This is a genomic window from Deinococcus humi (genome assembly GCF_014201875.1).
In the GTDB taxonomy this organism is placed as follows: Bacteria; Deinococcota; Deinococci; order Deinococcales; family Deinococcaceae; genus Deinococcus; species Deinococcus humi.
Genome location: NZ_JACHFL010000012.1, coordinates 79,111 through 95,798, shown reverse-complemented (window position 1 = coordinate 95,798; position 16,688 = coordinate 79,111). Strand labels below are relative to the sequence as shown.

The 16,688-nt window shown below is 65.6% G+C and carries 15 protein-coding genes; 6 read left to right on the top strand and 9 right to left on the bottom strand.

Going from position 1 to position 16,688, the window contains the following annotated elements:
• The first annotated feature begins 26 nt into the window (after nucleotides 1–26).
• Nucleotides 27–1,271, top strand: a complete 1,245-nt coding sequence (locus HNQ08_RS18655) for a type IV pilus twitching motility protein PilT (RefSeq protein ID WP_184135524.1) — start codon at nucleotides 27–29, stop codon at nucleotides 1,269–1,271.
• A gap of 59 nt (nucleotides 1,272–1,330) precedes the next feature.
• On the opposite strand, the gene lon is transcribed toward HNQ08_RS18655, so the two are convergent.
• The 5 genes from lon to HNQ08_RS18630 form a co-directional block, all read right to left on the bottom strand.
• A complete protein-coding gene (gene lon / locus HNQ08_RS18650) occupies nucleotides 1,331–3,766 on the bottom strand; it encodes an endopeptidase La (RefSeq protein ID WP_184135522.1) in 2,436 nt (811 codons plus the stop codon).
• Between the two features lie 147 nt (nucleotides 3,767–3,913).
• Nucleotides 3,914–5,128, bottom strand: coding sequence for an ATP-dependent Clp protease ATP-binding subunit ClpX (gene clpX, locus HNQ08_RS18645; protein WP_184135520.1), 1,215 nt, complete (start codon nucleotides 5,126–5,128; stop codon nucleotides 3,914–3,916).
• Nucleotides 5,125–5,730 (bottom strand): ATP-dependent Clp protease proteolytic subunit, encoded by a 606-nt coding sequence (clpP, locus tag HNQ08_RS18640; protein WP_184135517.1) that lies wholly within the window; start codon nucleotides 5,728–5,730, stop codon nucleotides 5,125–5,127. Before clpP ends, clpX begins: the two co-directional genes overlap by 4 nt.
• A 54-nt stretch (nucleotides 5,731–5,784) precedes the next feature.
• Nucleotides 5,785–6,240 carry a hypothetical protein gene (locus HNQ08_RS18635; protein WP_184135515.1) on the bottom strand — a complete coding sequence of 152 codons (456 nt, stop codon included), beginning with the start codon at nucleotides 6,238–6,240 and terminating at the stop codon, nucleotides 5,785–5,787.
• Nucleotides 6,241–6,339: 99 nt separating this feature from the next.
• Entirely contained in the window at nucleotides 6,340–7,998 is a 1,659-nt protein-coding gene (locus tag HNQ08_RS18630; RefSeq protein ID WP_184135513.1) for a ribonuclease J, read from the bottom strand.
• 273 nt (nucleotides 7,999–8,271) lie between these two features.
• Between HNQ08_RS18630 and HNQ08_RS18625 the strand changes: the two genes are divergently transcribed.
• Genes HNQ08_RS18625 through HNQ08_RS18615 form a run of 3 tightly spaced genes read left to right on the top strand, consistent with a single transcriptional unit; the run spans nucleotide 8,272 to nucleotide 11,801 of the window.
• Entirely contained in the window at nucleotides 8,272–8,937 is a 666-nt protein-coding gene (locus HNQ08_RS18625; protein WP_184135511.1) for a response regulator transcription factor, read from the top strand.
• Between the two features lie 16 nt (nucleotides 8,938–8,953).
• Entirely contained in the window at nucleotides 8,954–11,347 is a 2,394-nt protein-coding gene (locus tag HNQ08_RS18620; protein ID WP_229790122.1) for a PAS domain-containing sensor histidine kinase, read from the top strand.
• Complete coding sequence (locus tag HNQ08_RS18615) at nucleotides 11,340–11,801, top strand: response regulator (RefSeq protein WP_184135508.1); 462 nt, start codon at nucleotides 11,340–11,342, stop codon at nucleotides 11,799–11,801. Before HNQ08_RS18620 ends, HNQ08_RS18615 begins: the two co-directional genes overlap by 8 nt.
• Nucleotides 11,802–11,859: 58 nt before the next feature.
• Here the strand turns inward: HNQ08_RS18615 and HNQ08_RS18610 are convergent, their stop codons facing one another.
• The 4 genes from HNQ08_RS18610 to HNQ08_RS18595 form a co-directional block, all read right to left on the bottom strand.
• A complete protein-coding gene (locus HNQ08_RS18610) occupies nucleotides 11,860–12,405 on the bottom strand; it encodes an HD domain-containing protein (protein ID WP_184135506.1) in 546 nt (181 codons plus the stop codon).
• A gap of 89 nt (nucleotides 12,406–12,494) precedes the next feature.
• Complete coding sequence (locus HNQ08_RS18605; protein ID WP_184135504.1) at nucleotides 12,495–13,085, bottom strand: HNH endonuclease; 591 nt, start codon at nucleotides 13,083–13,085, stop codon at nucleotides 12,495–12,497.
• 162 nt (nucleotides 13,086–13,247) lie between these two features.
• Nucleotides 13,248–13,901 carry a MarC family protein gene (locus HNQ08_RS18600; protein WP_184135502.1) on the bottom strand — a complete coding sequence of 218 codons (654 nt, stop codon included), beginning with the start codon at nucleotides 13,899–13,901 and terminating at the stop codon, nucleotides 13,248–13,250.
• A 69-nt stretch (nucleotides 13,902–13,970) separates the two neighbouring features.
• A complete protein-coding gene (locus HNQ08_RS18595; RefSeq protein ID WP_184135499.1) occupies nucleotides 13,971–14,666 on the bottom strand; it encodes a hypothetical protein in 696 nt (231 codons plus the stop codon).
• Nucleotides 14,667–14,751: 85 nt separating this feature from the next.
• Here HNQ08_RS18595 and HNQ08_RS18590 point away from each other — a divergent pair, with 85 nt between their 5' ends.
• Together HNQ08_RS18590 and HNQ08_RS18585 are read left to right on the top strand one after the other, a co-directional pair.
• A complete protein-coding gene (locus tag HNQ08_RS18590; protein ID WP_184135497.1) occupies nucleotides 14,752–15,438 on the top strand; it encodes an RNA polymerase sigma factor in 687 nt (228 codons plus the stop codon).
• Entirely contained in the window at nucleotides 15,426–16,688 is a 1,263-nt protein-coding gene (locus tag HNQ08_RS18585) for a hypothetical protein (RefSeq protein WP_184135494.1), read from the top strand. Before HNQ08_RS18590 ends, HNQ08_RS18585 begins: the two co-directional genes overlap by 13 nt.

Here is a 16,688-nt window from a genome sequence, read left to right as displayed (position 1 = left end):
CCCCATCTCCATCCGAGGTAGTTCCCATGACCCAGCCCTCCGCCGACATCACCGACATCCTGCGAATTGCCGCCGAGAAGGGCGCGTCCGACGTGATTCTGACCGTGGGCATGGCCCCGCAGTTCAAGATCGACGGCGTGTACGGCCCCCAGGGCTTTGCCGATCTGGTGCCCACTGAGACCCGCAAGCTGATGTACTCGATGATGAACGAGAAGCAGCAGCGCACCTTCGAGGAGCGCCGCGAACTGGACTTCAGCTTCGCGCTGGGGGACCGCGCCCGCTTCCGCGTCAACTGCTTCATGCAGCGTGGCAACGTGGGCGGCGTCATGCGTCTGATTCCCACCAAGATCAAGAGCGCCGCCGAGATGGGGCTGCCGCAGACGGTGGTCGACATCGCCAACGCGCCACGCGGACTGGTGCTGGTCACCGGACCAACGGGCTCGGGCAAGAGCACCACGCTGGCGGCCATGCTTGATCACATCAACGCCACCAAGAAGATGCACATCATGACCATCGAGGACCCCATCGAGTTCATGCACACGCACAAGCAGAGCATCATCAACCAGCGCGAGGTCGGCTCGGACACCATGAGCTTCGAAAACGCCCTGCGCGCGGTGCTGCGCCAGGCCCCCGACGTGATCTTGGTGGGAGAAATGCGTGATCACGAGACGATCAAGGCCGCCGTCACCGCCGCCGAGACCGGACACCTGGTGATGGGCACGCTGCACACCAACAGCGCGCCGGAATCCATTGACCGCATCGTGGACGTGTTTCCAGAAGAGCAGCAGGAGCAGATCCGGGTGCAGCTCGCCAACAACCTAGTGGCCGTGATGACCCAGCAGTTGCTGCCGCGTCTGGACAATCAGGGGCGCATCCTGGCCTACGAACTGCTGATCGCCAATCCCGCCGTGCGCGCGCTGATCCGCGAGGGCAAAACGTACCAAATCACCAGTGTGATGCAGACCGGAGCGCGCGAGGGCATGGTCACCATGGACGCCTTTCTGGCGAACCTGTACCGCCGCCGCATGATCAGCTTTGACGTGGGGGCCTCGCGCGCCGTCGATCCCAAAGAATTCGCCCGGCTGGCCAATGACGCTGGGGGAGCTGCCGCTGGAAATCAGCCGCAGGCCGGGTACACACCGCCACCTGTCAGCACACCCTCCGCCGCGTCCAAGGCCACGAGTTGGGGCGAGACGGGCCGGGCCGCCGCCACCAGTACCCCGGAAACGGGGTATAGCGGCCCGGCCAGCTACGGCAGAAGCAAACGCTGACCACACGAAAAATCCGCCCTGCCAGTGATCGGCAGGGCGGATTTTGTACCCTCTAGAGCTTACGCGCCCGGCTGGGTCGCGGTCTTGCTCGGTGTCGGGGGAATGGTGGGCTGGTCACTCTGCGGCTTGGGCAGCAGCAGCAGCTTGAGAACCTCGCCCACACGCTCGGCGGGATGCAGCTTCAGATCGCCGCGGATGCTTTCGGGAACGTCCTGCAGGTTGGGCTCATTGTCTTTCGGGAAGATCACTTCGCGGATGCCACCCTGGTGCGCGGCCAGCAGTTTTTCCTTCAGGCCACCGATGGGCAGCACGCGTCCGCGCAGGCTGATCTCGCCGGTCATCGCCACGTCCATCCGCACCGGGCGTCCGGTGATGGCGCTGATGACAGCGGTGGCAATCGTGATGCCCGCGCTGGGGCCGTCCTTGGGCGTCGCGCCGTCGGGGAAGTGAACGTGCAGATCGAGGGTCTTGTGGAAATCGGGGTCCGCGCCGTACTCGGCGGCGTGGGCACGCAGGTAGGCGATGGCCGCCCCCACACTTTCCTTCATCACATCACCCAGCGAGCCCGTCATGCTGATCTTGCCGCTTCCGGGAGTCGCGAGCGCCTCCACCAGCAGCATGGTGCCGCCCACGCTGGTCCACGCCAAACCCTGCGCCACACCCACCTGCGGTTCCTTCTCCATCTTGTCGGGGCGATGCAGGGGCACGCCCAGGTAATCGGAAACCTGTACGGCGTCAACGATCTTCACGCCGTCCCAGGGCTGTTCCAGCAATTCACGCGCAGCCTTACGGGCCAGCTTGCTGATCTGGCGGTCGAGGTTACGCACGCCGCTTTCAGCGGTGTATTCCTCCACGATGCGGTTCAACGCCCCGTCGGTGATTTCCAGCTTGCCCATCAGGCCGTGGCTCTTGATCTGGCGCGGCACACGGTAACGGCGGGCGATTTCCACCTTCTCCACCTGCGTGTAGCCAGGAATCTGGATAACTTCCATGCGGTCCAGCAGCGGGCGAGGAATGGTCTGCAGCGTGTTGGCGGTCGTGATGAACATCACCTGCGACAGATCGTAGGGCACCTCGAGGTAGTGGTCTTGGAAGGTGTGGTTCTGTTCGGGGTCGAGCACTTCCAGCATGGCGCTGCTGGGATCGCCGCGCCAGTCGCTGCTCATCTTGTCGATCTCGTCGAGCAGGATCACCGGGTTGGTGACGCCAGCATTCTTCATCGACTGGATGATGCGTCCCGGCATCGAGCCGATGTAGGTGCGGCGGTGGCCGCGCACTTCCGACTCGTCGCGCACGCCGCCCAGGCTCATGCGGACGAACTTGCGGTTCAGGCTGCGGGCGATGCTCTTGCCCAGCGAGGTCTTGCCCACCCCGGGAGGGCCAACCAGACACAGGATCGGGGCGCGCAGCTCGGCGTCGTCGGTGCGCTCCTCTGCAGTGCGTTCCTTGCGCTGTGCCTCAGTTTCATCGTCCTTGTGGGTCAGCTGCCGCACGGCCAGGAATTCTAGGATGCGGTCCTTGACGTCATCCAGCGCGTAATGGTCATCGTTGAGGATATCGCGAGTGCGCGCAATGTCCAGCACTTCCTCGTCACGCTTGCTCCACGGCACATCGACCAGCCAGTCAATGTAGTTGCGGACCACGGTACTCTCGGGACTGCCACCGGGGGTACGCTCCAGTCGTTGCAGCTCCTTGAGCGCCTTTTCCTTGACCGATTCGGGCATCCCGGCCCCTTCGATCTTCTCGCGAAGGGCTTCGACCTCGGCAGGGCCGTCCTCGCCGCCACCCAGTTCCTTGCCAATCGCCTTCATCTGCTCACGCAGGTAGTACTCGCGCTGGTTGGCGTCCATCTGCTCCTTGACGCGCCCGGCGATCTTCTTGTCCATATTGAAGCGCTCGGTGTCGCGGGTTAGGAACTTCAGAGTGGCTTCCAGACGGGCGCGCAGGGTCACGGCCTCCAGAATTTCCTGCTTCTCCTCGGGCGTCCAAGTGGCGTGGTGGGCCACCTGATCGGACAGGGCGCCGCCATCGGTCAGGGCCTTCATGCCCTCGAGCTGGTAGTTGTCCAGGCGCAGGTTCTTGTTCTGGCGCTGGTACTCCTCAAAGGCAGATTTGACCTCACCAGTCAGCACCACGACTTCGCGGCTGTCATCAGCTGGGGTGGCCTGTGTCTCAGCGCGCACGCGCATATAGGGGGCAGGCACCTCGTCCTGGACAGCGGCGCGCTCCTGCGCTTCGATCAACACCTGATAGGTATTGTCGGGCATGCGGACGACTTGCTTGACCACAGCCAGCACGCCCATGTCGTACAGCTCAGCTTTGGTGGGATCGTCAGTGCGGGCGTCCCTCTGGGTCAGCAGCAGGACACGGCGGTCCGAAGCCTGCGCCTCGTCCACAGCGCGTTTGCTCTTGGGGCGGCCCACGTCCACGTTCATGGTGACACCAGGCAGGATCACGATGTTTCTCAGTGCAACTACGGGAAGTTCCCAGATCATTTTTGCTCCTTGGGACTGCGCTCCGCCAGGGCGGGACAGCTGAATAGGTCAGTCTAGCGCGGGGACATGAATGAAAACGACACCCCCGCAGGGTGTCCCAAGATTCTAGGAGTCACCGCGCGGGGATGCTGTAAGCTCGGTTGCCTTTTACGCAGACTTCTTGAGTCCCTTCGACTCAAGTAATTCTAGCGGAGCATCGATATGCTCGTCGTCGAAACGCAACTCGCGCAGGCCGGGAACCGGCAGCTCGAACAGCAGATCAGTCATGGCCTTCTCCAGTACAGCCCGCAACCCGCGTGCCCCGGTCTTGCGCTCCTTGGCTCTGTGCGCGACCTCGCGCAGGGCGGATTCGGTGAAGCTCAGGTCTACGTCCTGAAAGCCGAACAGCGCCTGATACTGCCGGATGATCGCGCCCTGCGGCTCGGTCAGAATACGGATCAGTGCTTCCTCGTCCAAATCCTGGAGTTGCACCACCAGCGGCAGTCGGCCCACGAACTCGGGAATCAGACCGAACTTCACCAGGTCCTCGGGCAGGAAGCGCAACTCGGTCTTTTCCTCGCCCTTGTGTTCCGCACCGAAGCCCACGGCACGCACGTTGGTCCGGGCGCGGGCAATTTCAGACATGCTCTCGAAGGCCCCGCCTACGATGAACAGGATGTTTCTGGTGTTGACCTGCACCAGCTCCTGCTGCGGGTGCTTGCGGCCCCCCTGCGGCGGCACCTGGGCCACGGTGCCCTCGATGATCTTGAGGAGGGCCTGCTGCACGCCCTCGCCAGACACGTCACGGGTGATGCTCGTGCCCTCGGACTTACGGGCGATCTTGTCGATCTCGTCGATGTAGATGATGCCGCGTTCGGCGGCGGAGACGTCATATTCGGCGGCCTGTAACAGGCGCACGATCACGTTTTCCACGTCGTCACCCACGTATCCGGCTTCGGTCAGTGTGGTGGCATCGGCGATGGCAAAGGGCACTTCCAGCATCTCGGCCAACGACTGCGCCAGCAGGGTTTTGCCTGTTCCGGTAGGGCCAACGAGCAGGATGTTGCTCTTCTGGAGGTTCACGTCCGGGTGTGCGAGGCGCTGATAGTGGCTGACCACCGCCACCGCCAAGGCCTTCTTGGCCTCGTCCTGACCGATGACGAACTCATCCAGGTAGGCCTTGATTTCCTTGGGGCTGGGCAGTTCCTCCAGCGTGAATTCGCTGCCTGCCTTCTTGTTCTGCTTGACCAGCTCGGCAGCGCGGTCAGTGCATTCGTTGCAGATAAACGCCGCGCGGCCCGGAGCCTCGATCAGCTGGGCGATCTGCGGGTGCTGCCGCCCGCAAAACGAGCAGCGGTCTCCACTTCCAGCCTTCGTGGTCATACGCCCACCTCCTCAATCTGGCGCGTGTTTTCGATCACGCTGTCGATCAGGCCGTACTGCTTGGCCTCGTCCGCCGACATGAAGTAGTCGCGCTCCATATCGCGCAGCAGCTTGTCATGTGGCAGATCCGTGTGCTTGTTGTAGATGCTCACCAGACGGTCACGCAGGTGAAGCACTTCCTTGGCCTGCACTTCCAGATCGGGGGTGTTGCCCCGGAAACCCGCCGAGCCCTGGTGAATCATGATCCGGCTGTTGGGCAGGGCCATCCGCTTGCCCTTGTCCCCGGCCATCAACAGCACGCTGCCCATGCTCATGGCAATGCCCACGCAGATGGTGGAGACGGGGGCCTTGATGTAACGCATGGTGTCGTAAATCGCCAGCCCAGCGTAGACCTCACCGCCGGGGCAGTTGATGTACATCTGAATTTCCTGCTCGGGATTCTGGCTGTCCAGCAGCAGCAGCTGCGCCACAATGCTGTTGGCCATCTGCGACTCGATGGGCGTCCCCACAAAGATAATCCGGTCTTTCAGCAGGCGCGAGTAGATGTCATAGCTGCGCTCGCCGCGCCCGGTCTGCTCGATCACGTAAGGAATGATGCCCATGCGCGCGATTATAGGGCGGATGGGGCGACGAAACGTGGGGAATGCGGGGGTGACCTAGCCCCCAGAGGCGGCCAGAACGTTGCCCGCCCAGATCAGCCCGAAGCAGACGCTCCCGGCGATCAGGGCCAGGAGCATGTCCTTAAAGGGCAGCGCCAGCGGTGCCGTTGCCTGTCCCACGCGCGCCCTCTTGCCCATTTCCTGCCCGTGGGTTCCGAAAGCTCCCCAGCCAAAGGCCGCCCCCAGACACCAGAGGATGGTTCCCGTGCCATTCAGCGCTGCGGCTGTGCCGTTCCAACCCCGCTGACTGACGAAATGGGCATACAGGGCTGCCAGGGCAGATGCTCCCAGACCGTAGAGGACGCCGCGAAGAAGCAGGATGAGGATCGAGGCGGTGCGCGTTTGTGGGGCGCTTAGACCCTTTTTGAATCCACGGATGGGCAGCAGTATGGCGTTGTCCGGTGGAGAAGCCGAGTTTGTCTGTCGTCCGCCAGTACGATGTATCCTTTCCATTTCCAACCATGGCAGGCCGCCCTTGTCCTCCGTCAACATTCACCCCGGACAAAGGAAAGGGGCCAGCACAAGGCTGGCCCCATCTGGACGCTCTTTCCCTTAATCCACAATCATGGGAATCAAGACCGGATTGCGCCCCGTCACCTTCCGCACAAACCGCCGTACGGCGCCGTACATGTCGTCGCGCACGTCTTCCAGTCTCTTCTTCTCGCGCATGCCCTGCTCAATGGCATCCAGGGCCACCTTGCGGATCTGGTTGTCCAGATCGCGGTTGGCGCGTACGAAACCGCGCGACACGACTTCCACATGCGGGGTGGGATGCAGCACGGCGGTCATGATCAGAATGCCTTCCTGGCTCATGTTCACGCGGTCCAGCAGCACGTCGTCGCCAATGTCACCCACGCCCAGGCCATCCACGTACACCGCCCCGGCGGGCACGGTGCCCGTCACCTTGAAGTCGTCGGCGCTCAGGCGGATCACGTCGCCGTTCTTGGCGATCAGCGTGCGCTTGGGCGGGCGCGGCAGGGTCTGGGCCAGCTTGGCGTGGTTGATCTGGTGGCGGGGTTCGCCGTGCCAGGGCAGGAAGAACTTGGGCCGCGCCAGATTCAGCACGGTGGCCAGTTCCTCCTGGCTACCGTGGCCGGAGGCGTGAATCCTGTAGGCGGGCGGGTAGTACACGTCCACGCCGATCTCGTACAGGCGGTTGATCACCAGATTGACCGCTTCCTCGTTGCCGGGAATCGGGTTGCTGGACAGGATCACGCTGTCGCCCCGGCGCAGGGCGATCTTGGCGTGGTTGCCGAAAGCCAGGCGGCTCAGCACGCTCATGGGCTGCCCCTGTGACCCGGTGCAGATGTACAGCACCTGCTGGTCCTGCATGCCGCCCACCTCATCGTTGGTCAGGAAGGGATCGGGGGCGTTCATGTGACCCACGGCCTGCGCCACCTGCGCGTACTTCAGCATGCTGCGGCCTTCCATGATCACGCGGCGGCTCTGGCGGTGGGCGATGTTCAGGATGTTCTGGATGCGGTTGACCTGCGAGGCGAAGGTGGTCAGGAACACGCGGCCCTTGCACCCGGCGATGACGTCTTCCAGATTCACGGCGATCTCGGCCTCGCTGGGGGTGCGGCCGGGACGCTCGGCGTTGGTCGAATCGCTGATCAGCAGCAGCACGCCGTCCTTGCCCGCCTGCTCGATGCGGCCCAGGTCCGACAGCTGACCGTCCGCGGGGTGTTCGTCCAGCTTGAAATCCCCGGTATGCAGCACGCGTCCAGCCGGCGTGGTCAGGATGTACCCGGCGTTGTCGGGAATGGAGTGCGTCATACGGAAGTACTCGATTTCAAAGTGCTTGCCGATCTTAAATTTGGCACTCAGATCCACTTCACGCAGATCGGTTTCGTGGTCTTTGATGCCGAACTCGGACAGCTTCTCACGCACCAGCCCCAGCGTCAGCGGCGCGCCGTAGACGGGGACTTTGGGCAGGCGGGGTAGGATGTACGGCAACCCGCCAATGTGGTCCTCGTGGCCATGGGTCAGGATCCAGCCCCGGATCATGCCGGCGTTCTGTTGCAGGTAGTCGATTCGCGGGATGATCAGGTCGATGCCCATCTGGTGAGAGTCGGGAAAGGCCAATCCGGCGTCCACGACCATGATCTCGTCTTCGTAGCGGTAGGCGGTGATGTTCTTGCCGATCTCACCCATGCCACCAAGAGGAATCACTTCCAGGTGGGGGGTTCTGGTGTCGTCTGTCTGGGTCATTTGAAAAACTCCGTGCTTGGCGGCCCGTGGGTGTGGGACCAGGCGTGTTGAATGCAGCGGTGGCCTGAAAAGTGCGGCCTGGGGCAGTCAGGAAGAGTCTTCTTGGCTGCTGCGGTTGTGTCGCCCGTTCCCAGCTTTGGCAAGCCGGACTCATGGCGCGATGGTGGCAGGCTAGCACGCCGGACCCTGTCATGCCCCCACAGGGGACCACCCCCAATCCCCTCCACCCGCCTCGATGTCTCGCCAGACAGCAGAAGAGCGTATTATGAAAACGTGACCTCTCATTGCATTCTGATCATCGAAGACGATCTGGACATCGCCAACGTCCTGAAAATGGACCTGACCGACGCCGGGTTCGAGGTCGAGCATGCCGATTCCGCCATGAACGGGCTGATCAAGGCCCGTGAAGATCACCCCGCGCTGATCCTGCTGGACCTGGGCCTGCCCGACTTTGACGGCGGCGACGTGGTGCAGCGCCTGCGCAAGAACAGTGCCGTGCCGATCATCGTGCTGACCGCCCGCGACACCGTGGACGAGAAGGTAAGGCTGCTGGGCCTGGGCGCAGACGACTACCTGATCAAGCCCTTTCACCCCGACGAATTGCTGGCCCGCGTCAAGGTGCAGCTGCGCCAACGCACGACCGAGAGCCTGAGCATGGGCGACCTGACGCTGGACCCCCAGAAGCGGCTGGTGACCTACAAGGCCGAGGAATTGCGTCTGTCGCCCAAGGAATTCGACATTCTGGCGCTGCTCATTCGCCAGCCGGGCCGGGTGTACTCGCGCCAGGAAATCGGTCAGGAAATCTGGCAGGGGCGCCTGCCCGAGGGCAGCAACGTGGTGGACGTGCACATGGCCAACCTGCGGGCCAAACTGCGGGATCTGGACGGTTACGGGCTGTTGCGCACCGTGCGCGGTGTGGGCTACGCCCTGCGCGGCTGAGGCTGGCTCGACTGACGTGAGCGCCCCCGCCGACGCAGCCGACGTGCCCGATCTGCCCCCCGCAGACACGGCGTCTGCCGCTCCTTTTGCCGATGCCGATGCGGCTGCACTGCTGTCGGCTTTGCCCGATCCGACGGTGTGGGTGCGGGCGGACGGCCAGTTCACGCTGAACGCCGCTGCGCGCGAGCGTCTGGGAGCAGTGGACGGCCAGGTGAACAACTGGACGGCGCTGTTCCTGCCGGAGGCCGCCCAGGCCCTGCGCAACGCAATGGCGCTGGCCCTGAAAGGTGAGGCGTCCCGCCTGTCGGTCACCATGCCCGGCGCCGTGGCCCCCGCGCTGGCCACCATTACCCCCGCTGGTCCGGGAGCGGCGCTGCTGCACTTCCGGGAGTCGCACGATCCGCTGGAAGTGGCACTGGAGATCATGGACAGCCTGGGTCTGGGCATGACCGTGCAGGGGGCAGACACCCAGATTCTGCACGCCAACGCCTCGGCCCCAGCCATCCTGGGCCTCAGTCCTGAACAATTGCACGGGCGCAGCTCGCTGGATCCGCGCTGGCAGGCCATTCATCCTGACGGTTCGGATTTCCCAGGAGACACCCATCCGTCGGTCCAGGCGCTCCGCACCGGACAGACCCTGCTGGAGGTGCCGATGGGGGTGTTCCACCCGTCGACAGGGGAATGGCGCTGGCTGGAGGTGACGGCCATTCCGCGCCGCGCACCGGGCATGGAGCATCCTGAGCAGGTCACCACCGTGTTCGCCGACGTGACCGAGCGGCGGCGGACCCGCGAGGCGCTGCGCCGCAGCGAACAGCGCTTTCGCTCGCTGGTGGAGGCCACCGCGCAGATCGTGTTCACGACGGACGCGCAGGGCATGTTTCACCCCGGACAGGCCGACTGGGAAGTGTTCACCGGCCAGACTCCCGAACAGTACCTGAACCCCCAGAAGGCCCTGGAGGCCATTCATCCGGAAGACCGGGATCAGACCGCGCGGGCCTGGGCGGAAATCCTGGACAGCGGTCAGGTCTATCACCTCGAACACCGCCTGCGCCGCGCCGATGGCGTGTACGTCCCCATGCAGATCCGCGCAGTGCCGCTACGCAACGGAGACGGCAGCGTGCGCGAATGGGTGGGCACCTACACCGACATCAGTGCCGTGCGCGAGGCCGAGGCGGCGCTGAAAGCCCTGAACGCCGAACTTGAGGGTCGCGTGGCCGTCCGCACGCAGGAACTGGCCGACGTCACGCGCTTTTCCACGCTGCTGCTGACCGCGGCGGGCGAGGGCGTGTTCGGCCTGGACGCCTCGGGGCGCACCACGTTCGCCAATCCAGCGGCGGCGCGGCTGCTGGGCTACAGCGTCGAGCGGCTGATCGGCAGCCACCAGCACAGCCTGATTCACCACAGCCATCCCGACGGAACGCACTACCCGGTGACCGAGTGTCCCATCCACCAGACCCTGCAGGACGGCGAGACCCGCCGCCTGGAACACGACGTGCTGTGGCACGCCCAGGGCCACCCGGTCCCGGTGTCCAGCGTGGTCACACCGATGCGGTCCAACACGGGGCAGGTGACGGGCGCCGTGCTGATGGTGCGAGACATCACCGAGCGCCTGCGTGCCCAGGCCCAGCTGCAAGACGCCATCGCGGATCTGGAGCGCAGCAACACCGATCTGGAACAGTTCGCGTACATCGCCAGCCATGACCTGCAGGAGCCGCTGCGGACGCTGGGCAGCTACGCCGAGCTGCTGGGACGGCGCTACGAGGGCCAACTCGACGAGCGTGCCACGCTCTACCTGGGCTTCATGCAGGACGCGGTTAAACGGATGCGCGGGCTGATTCATGACCTGCTGGAATTCTCGCGGGTGGGCCGGGGCGAGAGCGCGCCCACGCTGCTGGCGCTGGACACCGCCATGCGGGCCACCGCCCACAGCGTGTCCGCCACCCTGGAGGGGGACGGGACCCCGGAGGGCCGGGCCATCTTGGACTGGGACACCCCCCACACGGTCCTGGCCCACGCCCCGCTGATCGCGCCGCTGCTGACTAACCTGATCGGCAATGCGCTGAAGTTCACCACGCCCGGACAGCCCGCGCGCGTGCGGGTCGAGTCACGCCGCGAGGGCGAGATGATCCACGTGACCGTGCAGGACAACGGCATCGGCGTCGCACCGGAGTACCAGGAACGCGTCTTCGATATCTTCCAGCGCTTGCACCGCCGCGAGGATTACGCGGGAAACGGAATGGGGCTGGCCATCTGTCGTAAGATTGTCGAGCATCACGGGGGGACGCTGTGGCTGGAATCCACGCCGCTGCCCGCTCCGGACCACGGCAGCACCTTTCACTTCACCCTTCCCGCCGCCCCCGAACAGTCACCCCCGCCCCATTCCGGACCCCCAGAACCCCACCATGCCTGACACCCCACTGCCCCAGCCCAAAACGCGCCAGGTCGAGATCCTTCTTGTCGAGGACAGCGAACCCGACATCCTGCTGACCTTGGAAGCCTTCGAGGAAGCCCGCGTGCCCAACCGGCTGCATGTGGCCCGCGACGGCGTCGAAGCCCTGCGTTTTCTGCGCGGCGAGGGCGAGTACGCCAACGCCCCACGCCCGGACCTGATCCTGCTGGACATCAACATGCCGCGCAAGAATGGGCTGGAGGTGCTGCGCGAGATCAAGACCGACAGCGGGCTGGGCAGCATTCCGGTCCTGATGCTGACCACCAGCCAGGCCGACGAGGACGTGCGCAATTCCTACGAGCGCCACGCCAGTGGCTACATGGTCAAGCCGGTCGGCTTCGAGAACTTTCTGCACGCCATCCGCGCCTTCGAGGACTTCTGGCTCACCTTCGTGCGCTTTCCGCCGCGCATGTAGGTGAGCCAGAAGTCCTCCACGTCCTCTTCCGCCTGCAGGGGACTTTTTTCTGCGCCCCTTACACCGGTGCGGGCACCATCTCGCGCATCGCCGTCAGCACATTCTCCATGTGCTCGTCCAGGTCCACGCCCAGTTCCCGCGCGCCCTGCTCGACCTCCTCACGGTTGACGCCCGCCGCGAAGGCCCGGTTCTTGAATCTCTTTTTCAGGCTCTTGAGTTCCACCTGCCGCACGTCGCCGTCTGGGCGAACCAGGGCGGCGGCCTGCACCAGCCCGGTCAGCTCGTCCACCGCGAACAGGGTCTGGGCCAGCCGGGTGGTGCGCGGCGTGCCCGTGTAGGCCGCGTGGCCCATGATCGCGTCCAGCACCTCGGGCGCCGTGTCGGTGTTGGCGCGCAGGTAGTCCACGCCCCAGGTCGGATGCGCCTCAGGGTGCAGCTCATAGTCGAAGTCGTGCAGCAGACCGGTCACGGCGTAGGTCTGTTCGTCCTCCTGCCAGTGACGGGCGTACCAGCGCATGGCGGCCTCCACGTTCAGCATGTGCCGTTGCAGCGACACGGAGGGGGTGTGTTCCAGCATCAGCGCGTAAGCCTGTTCGCGGTTCATGGGCCACAGTCTAGTAAACGGGCGCCGCCCACAAGTCTGCGGGCGGCTTGGGTTTTCCCCTCAAGAAGCCTTTGCGTTCAGCGCGCGCCTCAGCGGATGTAGTTGGCCCACTCCGGCTGCCAGTGAGCAAATTGCCCATGGGCGTAGACGCCGAAGGTGGGGGCGTGGGGATGCGTCCGCAGGGGCATGGCCGCCTCGTCGGGGGTTCGGTCCCCCTTGCGCTGGTTGCAGGCGCGGCAGGCGGTGACCACGTTGTCCCAGTTGTGCCGCCCGCCGCGTGAACGGGGCATCACGTGGTCCAGGGTCAGTTCCTCGGACGCGCCGCAGTACTGACAGGTGAAGGTGTCGCGGCGCAGCACATTGCGGCGGTTGAAGGGCACGGGGTGTACGCGCGGGCGGCGCACGTAACGGCGCAGGCGGATCACGCTGGGCACGCTCAGGGTGGTGCTGGGCGAACGGATCACGTCGCCGCTGTCCTCAAGCACCTCGGCCACGCCGTATTGCAGCAGCGTGATGGCCCGCTTGGTGCTGGTGACATGCAGGGGCTCATACGATGCATTGAGCACCAGCACGCGCGGCGCGTTCAGGTCTGGCACCACGCGCGCGGTGGCCACGCCGTCAGACGCAGCGGTGCCGTGAGATGGTCGCCCGAGTTCTTCCACCCTACCCTTGACTGTCATGCCCCGCATTCTATGGCCTGATATTCATAAGAATGTTGGCCAGGGTGCCTAGCGCCGGGGTTGCGCGCGTAGGCGCAATGACTCAGGTGGCGGTGAGGTATGGGACGCAGGAAACGACAGAAGCCGCACTGGAAATAGCTGTCCTTTGCCCTTCTCTGCGGCTCAGCCCGTTTTCAGCCCACCGCGCAGCAGCTCCAGCACGCCGTCGGCAACGTACTGCACGGCCAGCGCGCCCAGCAGGACGCCCAGGACACGGGTCACCACATGCACGCCGGTCACCCCGATCACGCGGGCGATCTGACCGCTCAGGCGCAGCGCCAGGTAGCACAGCAACAGCACGGCGGCCGTCACCAGAAACACCACCGACAGGAGCAGCACGTTGCCGTGCGCGGTGTTGGCCTGAATCATGATCGAGGCCAGCGTGCCGGGACCGGCAATCAGCGGAATCGCCAGCGGAAACACGCTGATGTCCTGCCGCTCCTGGGCCTCCTGCTCCTCTTCGGCGGTCTCCTTGCTGCCGCTGGGCCGGGCGAACACCATGTCCAGCGCAATCAGAAAGAGCAGCACCCCGCCCGCCACCCGGAAGGCGCTCAGGCTGATGCCCAGATGTTCCAGCAGCGCGCGGCCCACCAGCCCGAACACCAGGATGATGCCGCCGGCCACCACCGCGGCTTTCAGGGCCACCCTGCGCCGCTCGAAACTGGGCCGGTTGCCCGCCAGGCCGATAAAGATCGGCGCGAGGCCAATCGGGTCCATGACCACCAGCATCGTTAAAAATGTTTGCAGGGCAATGCTGGAGACCTCGGTCACGTTCACGCGGCTTACCGTAACACCCCGGGAGGTGCGGGGGGCGGGACGGGCCAGTGCTCCCCCCTGCCCCCTCCCTTACGGCTGGCTTTGCTTCACTTCAGCGGGGCGGACATTGACTTCCAGGGTGCCGTCCGCGCTGACGGTCTGACCGTTTCTGACGCTGGTGCCCTGGATGCCCACGGTATAGGTGTTGATGCCGGTGCCGGGCTGGACCGTGACCGTCAGCGGAAACTCCTCGCCGGCCCTGACGGCGGTCTTCGGCAGGGTCACGACGATGCCCGCAGCATTGCCCTGACCGTTCAGTTTGAATTCACCCGGGTAATCCCGCGCGGAAAAGCCACCGATGCGCCCGGTCAGCTCACGGGATTCGCCCACCCGCAGGATTAGGCTGGAGATGGATTCCTGGCCCGCCGGAGCAATCACGACGTAGCCGCCTGCGCAGCCACTGCCGCGCAGTCCAGCGATGTCGCGCGCGCCCACATACAGCGCAGGCAGCAGGGAGGCCAGCACCAGCCCCAGCCCCAGGGCCGCCCGCCCTGCCCGGCGCCAGTTAACGGCCGTGAACGCCAGCCCACCCGGCCCCAGCAGCAGGGGCACGATCAGCGCCAGCAGCGTGCGGCCCTCGCAGGGGGTGGTCAGCAGCGCGTCGGCGGCGGCGCGCACCGCGAAGGTAATGAGCGTCCCCAGGCCCCAGCCCAGCAGAAATGAGGGCAGGAACTCCTGAACGCGGTAGGTCGGGAATTCCTGCGGGGTGGGGGGCGGTGTGGTCATAACGGGAGCCAGCGTAGCGCGGTCCGGGGGGGACGGATGCCGCCGCCAGATCGAACCGTTGTCCCCGACGCCCCGTATGCTGGGTATGACGTGGCTGGCCGTGCCTGATTTCCGCTCTTCCCCGCGCTCCCGGCTCCTGGCCGCTGAAGCGGAGCAGGGCGGGACACAGACGGAGCCGAGTCCGGAGGAGACGGCCCTGGACAGCGACAGGACGCTGGCCCTGCGCCTGCGACAGCGTGACGAGTCGGCCCTCTCTGAGGTGTATGACCAGCATTCAGGGGCTGTTTTTGGCGTGCTGCACCGCCTGCTGGGCGACGCGGCGGCCCAGGAGGTCTTGCAGGACGTGTTCCTGAGGCTGTGGGAGCGTCCCGAGACCTATGATCCGGCGCGGGCGGGCCTCAGGACCTTTCTGCTGGTCATGGCGCGTTCGCGGGCGCTGGACAGCCTCCGTGCCGCCCGCGCCACCCTGCCGCTGTTCACCGAAGAAGGTCAGGAGTTGCCGCTGCCGGACGGTGGGCCAGGGGCTGTGGGTCGCAGCGAGGACGCCCAGCGCCGCGAGTGGATTGGCGCCGCGCTCTCGCAGCTCTCGGCAGCGCACCGCGAGACGGTGGAGCGCGCTTACCTGGCGGGCGAGTCCCGCGAGGAGATCTCAGGCGCGATGCATGTCCCGGTGGGCACGGTCAAGAGCCGCCTGAATTACGCCCTGAAGCATTTGCGCGCCGTGCTGGACAAAGCCGGTCTGGGCAAGGAGGTGGAAGCGTGGCTGGAATGAACGGAAACGGCCAGCACTGCGCGGCGGTGCAGCAGCAGTTGGAGGAGCGCGTCGGCCTGGGCCAGGCACTGACTCCCGAACTGCGCGCTCACCTGCGGGACTGTCCCGAGTGCCGCGCCCACCTGACGCTGCTACGCGAACTGGAGGCGGCGCTGCTTGAGGACGTCCCGCCGCGTGAACCGCCGGCCCACCTGAAGACGGCGATGATGGGGGCGGCGCGCCAGACTCAGACCGCAACCCCCGTCGGGGCGCGTCCCCATCCTTCCCGCCGCTGGTGGCCGCTGATGCTGGGCGCGGCGGCGGTGTCGGGCTTACTCGCCTTCGGCGCGCTGCTGACGCCCTCGCGCGGGACGGCGGCGACATTGCCTGACCCGGCCGTGGTGGTGGCGGCGGCGGACGGGCTGCTGGTGGCCAGCAACGATGGGGGCGGCACCCTGAATCTGCTGCGCGGCGATCAGGTCACCGCCAGCCTGCGTTCGGATGGGCGGCAGCCCGCATGGTTCACGCAGGGTGTGCGGCTGGGGGACAGCGTGTACCTGGCCGACGCCGCCAACAACCGTGTACTGGAAGTGCAAACCAACCCCCTGAAGGTGGCGCGGTCCTACCCGGTGCCAGGCGGCGTCGCCGGGCTGAGCGCTTCCAGCGGACCGGACGGCGGGCGGGTGTATTTCAAGACCGTGCGCGGCGCGGTGGGACGATTGGACGGCGCACTGGGCGGGGCGCAGATCACGGTGGCCCGCGAGGACGGCATGCCGCTGGCCGACGTGATGGACGGCGTGTTGTTCTCGGGCGGACGGTTGTTCGTCACCCACCACCTGACCGGCGAGATCTGCCTGCTGGACCCCGAAACCCTAAATGTCCGGAAGCGGGTGAACGTAGGCGGCGTCCCTGTGGACCTGGCCGCAGAGGCAGGCGGCACCGTGCTGGCACTGGACGCCGGAGGGCGGTTGCTGCGCCTGAACGCAGGCGGCGAGGTCATACGCAGCTGGCCCCTGCCCGGTCACCCTGACAAGCTGGGGGTCAATGGCAGTGTGGCACTGGTCACGGACCGCGCCGGGCAACTGACCCGCATCGATCTGGTCAGCGGCGAGCTTCACCCCATGCCGCTGGCCCACCCGATGGACGTTGTCGCCCTGCCCGACGGCACCTTCGCCGTGGCTGAGGGCAGTGCCAGCGGCAGGGGCCGTGTGCGCGTGCTGGACGAGACCCTCAGGACGAACTGGCAGGTGGAGGGCCGTGAGAGAAGGTAA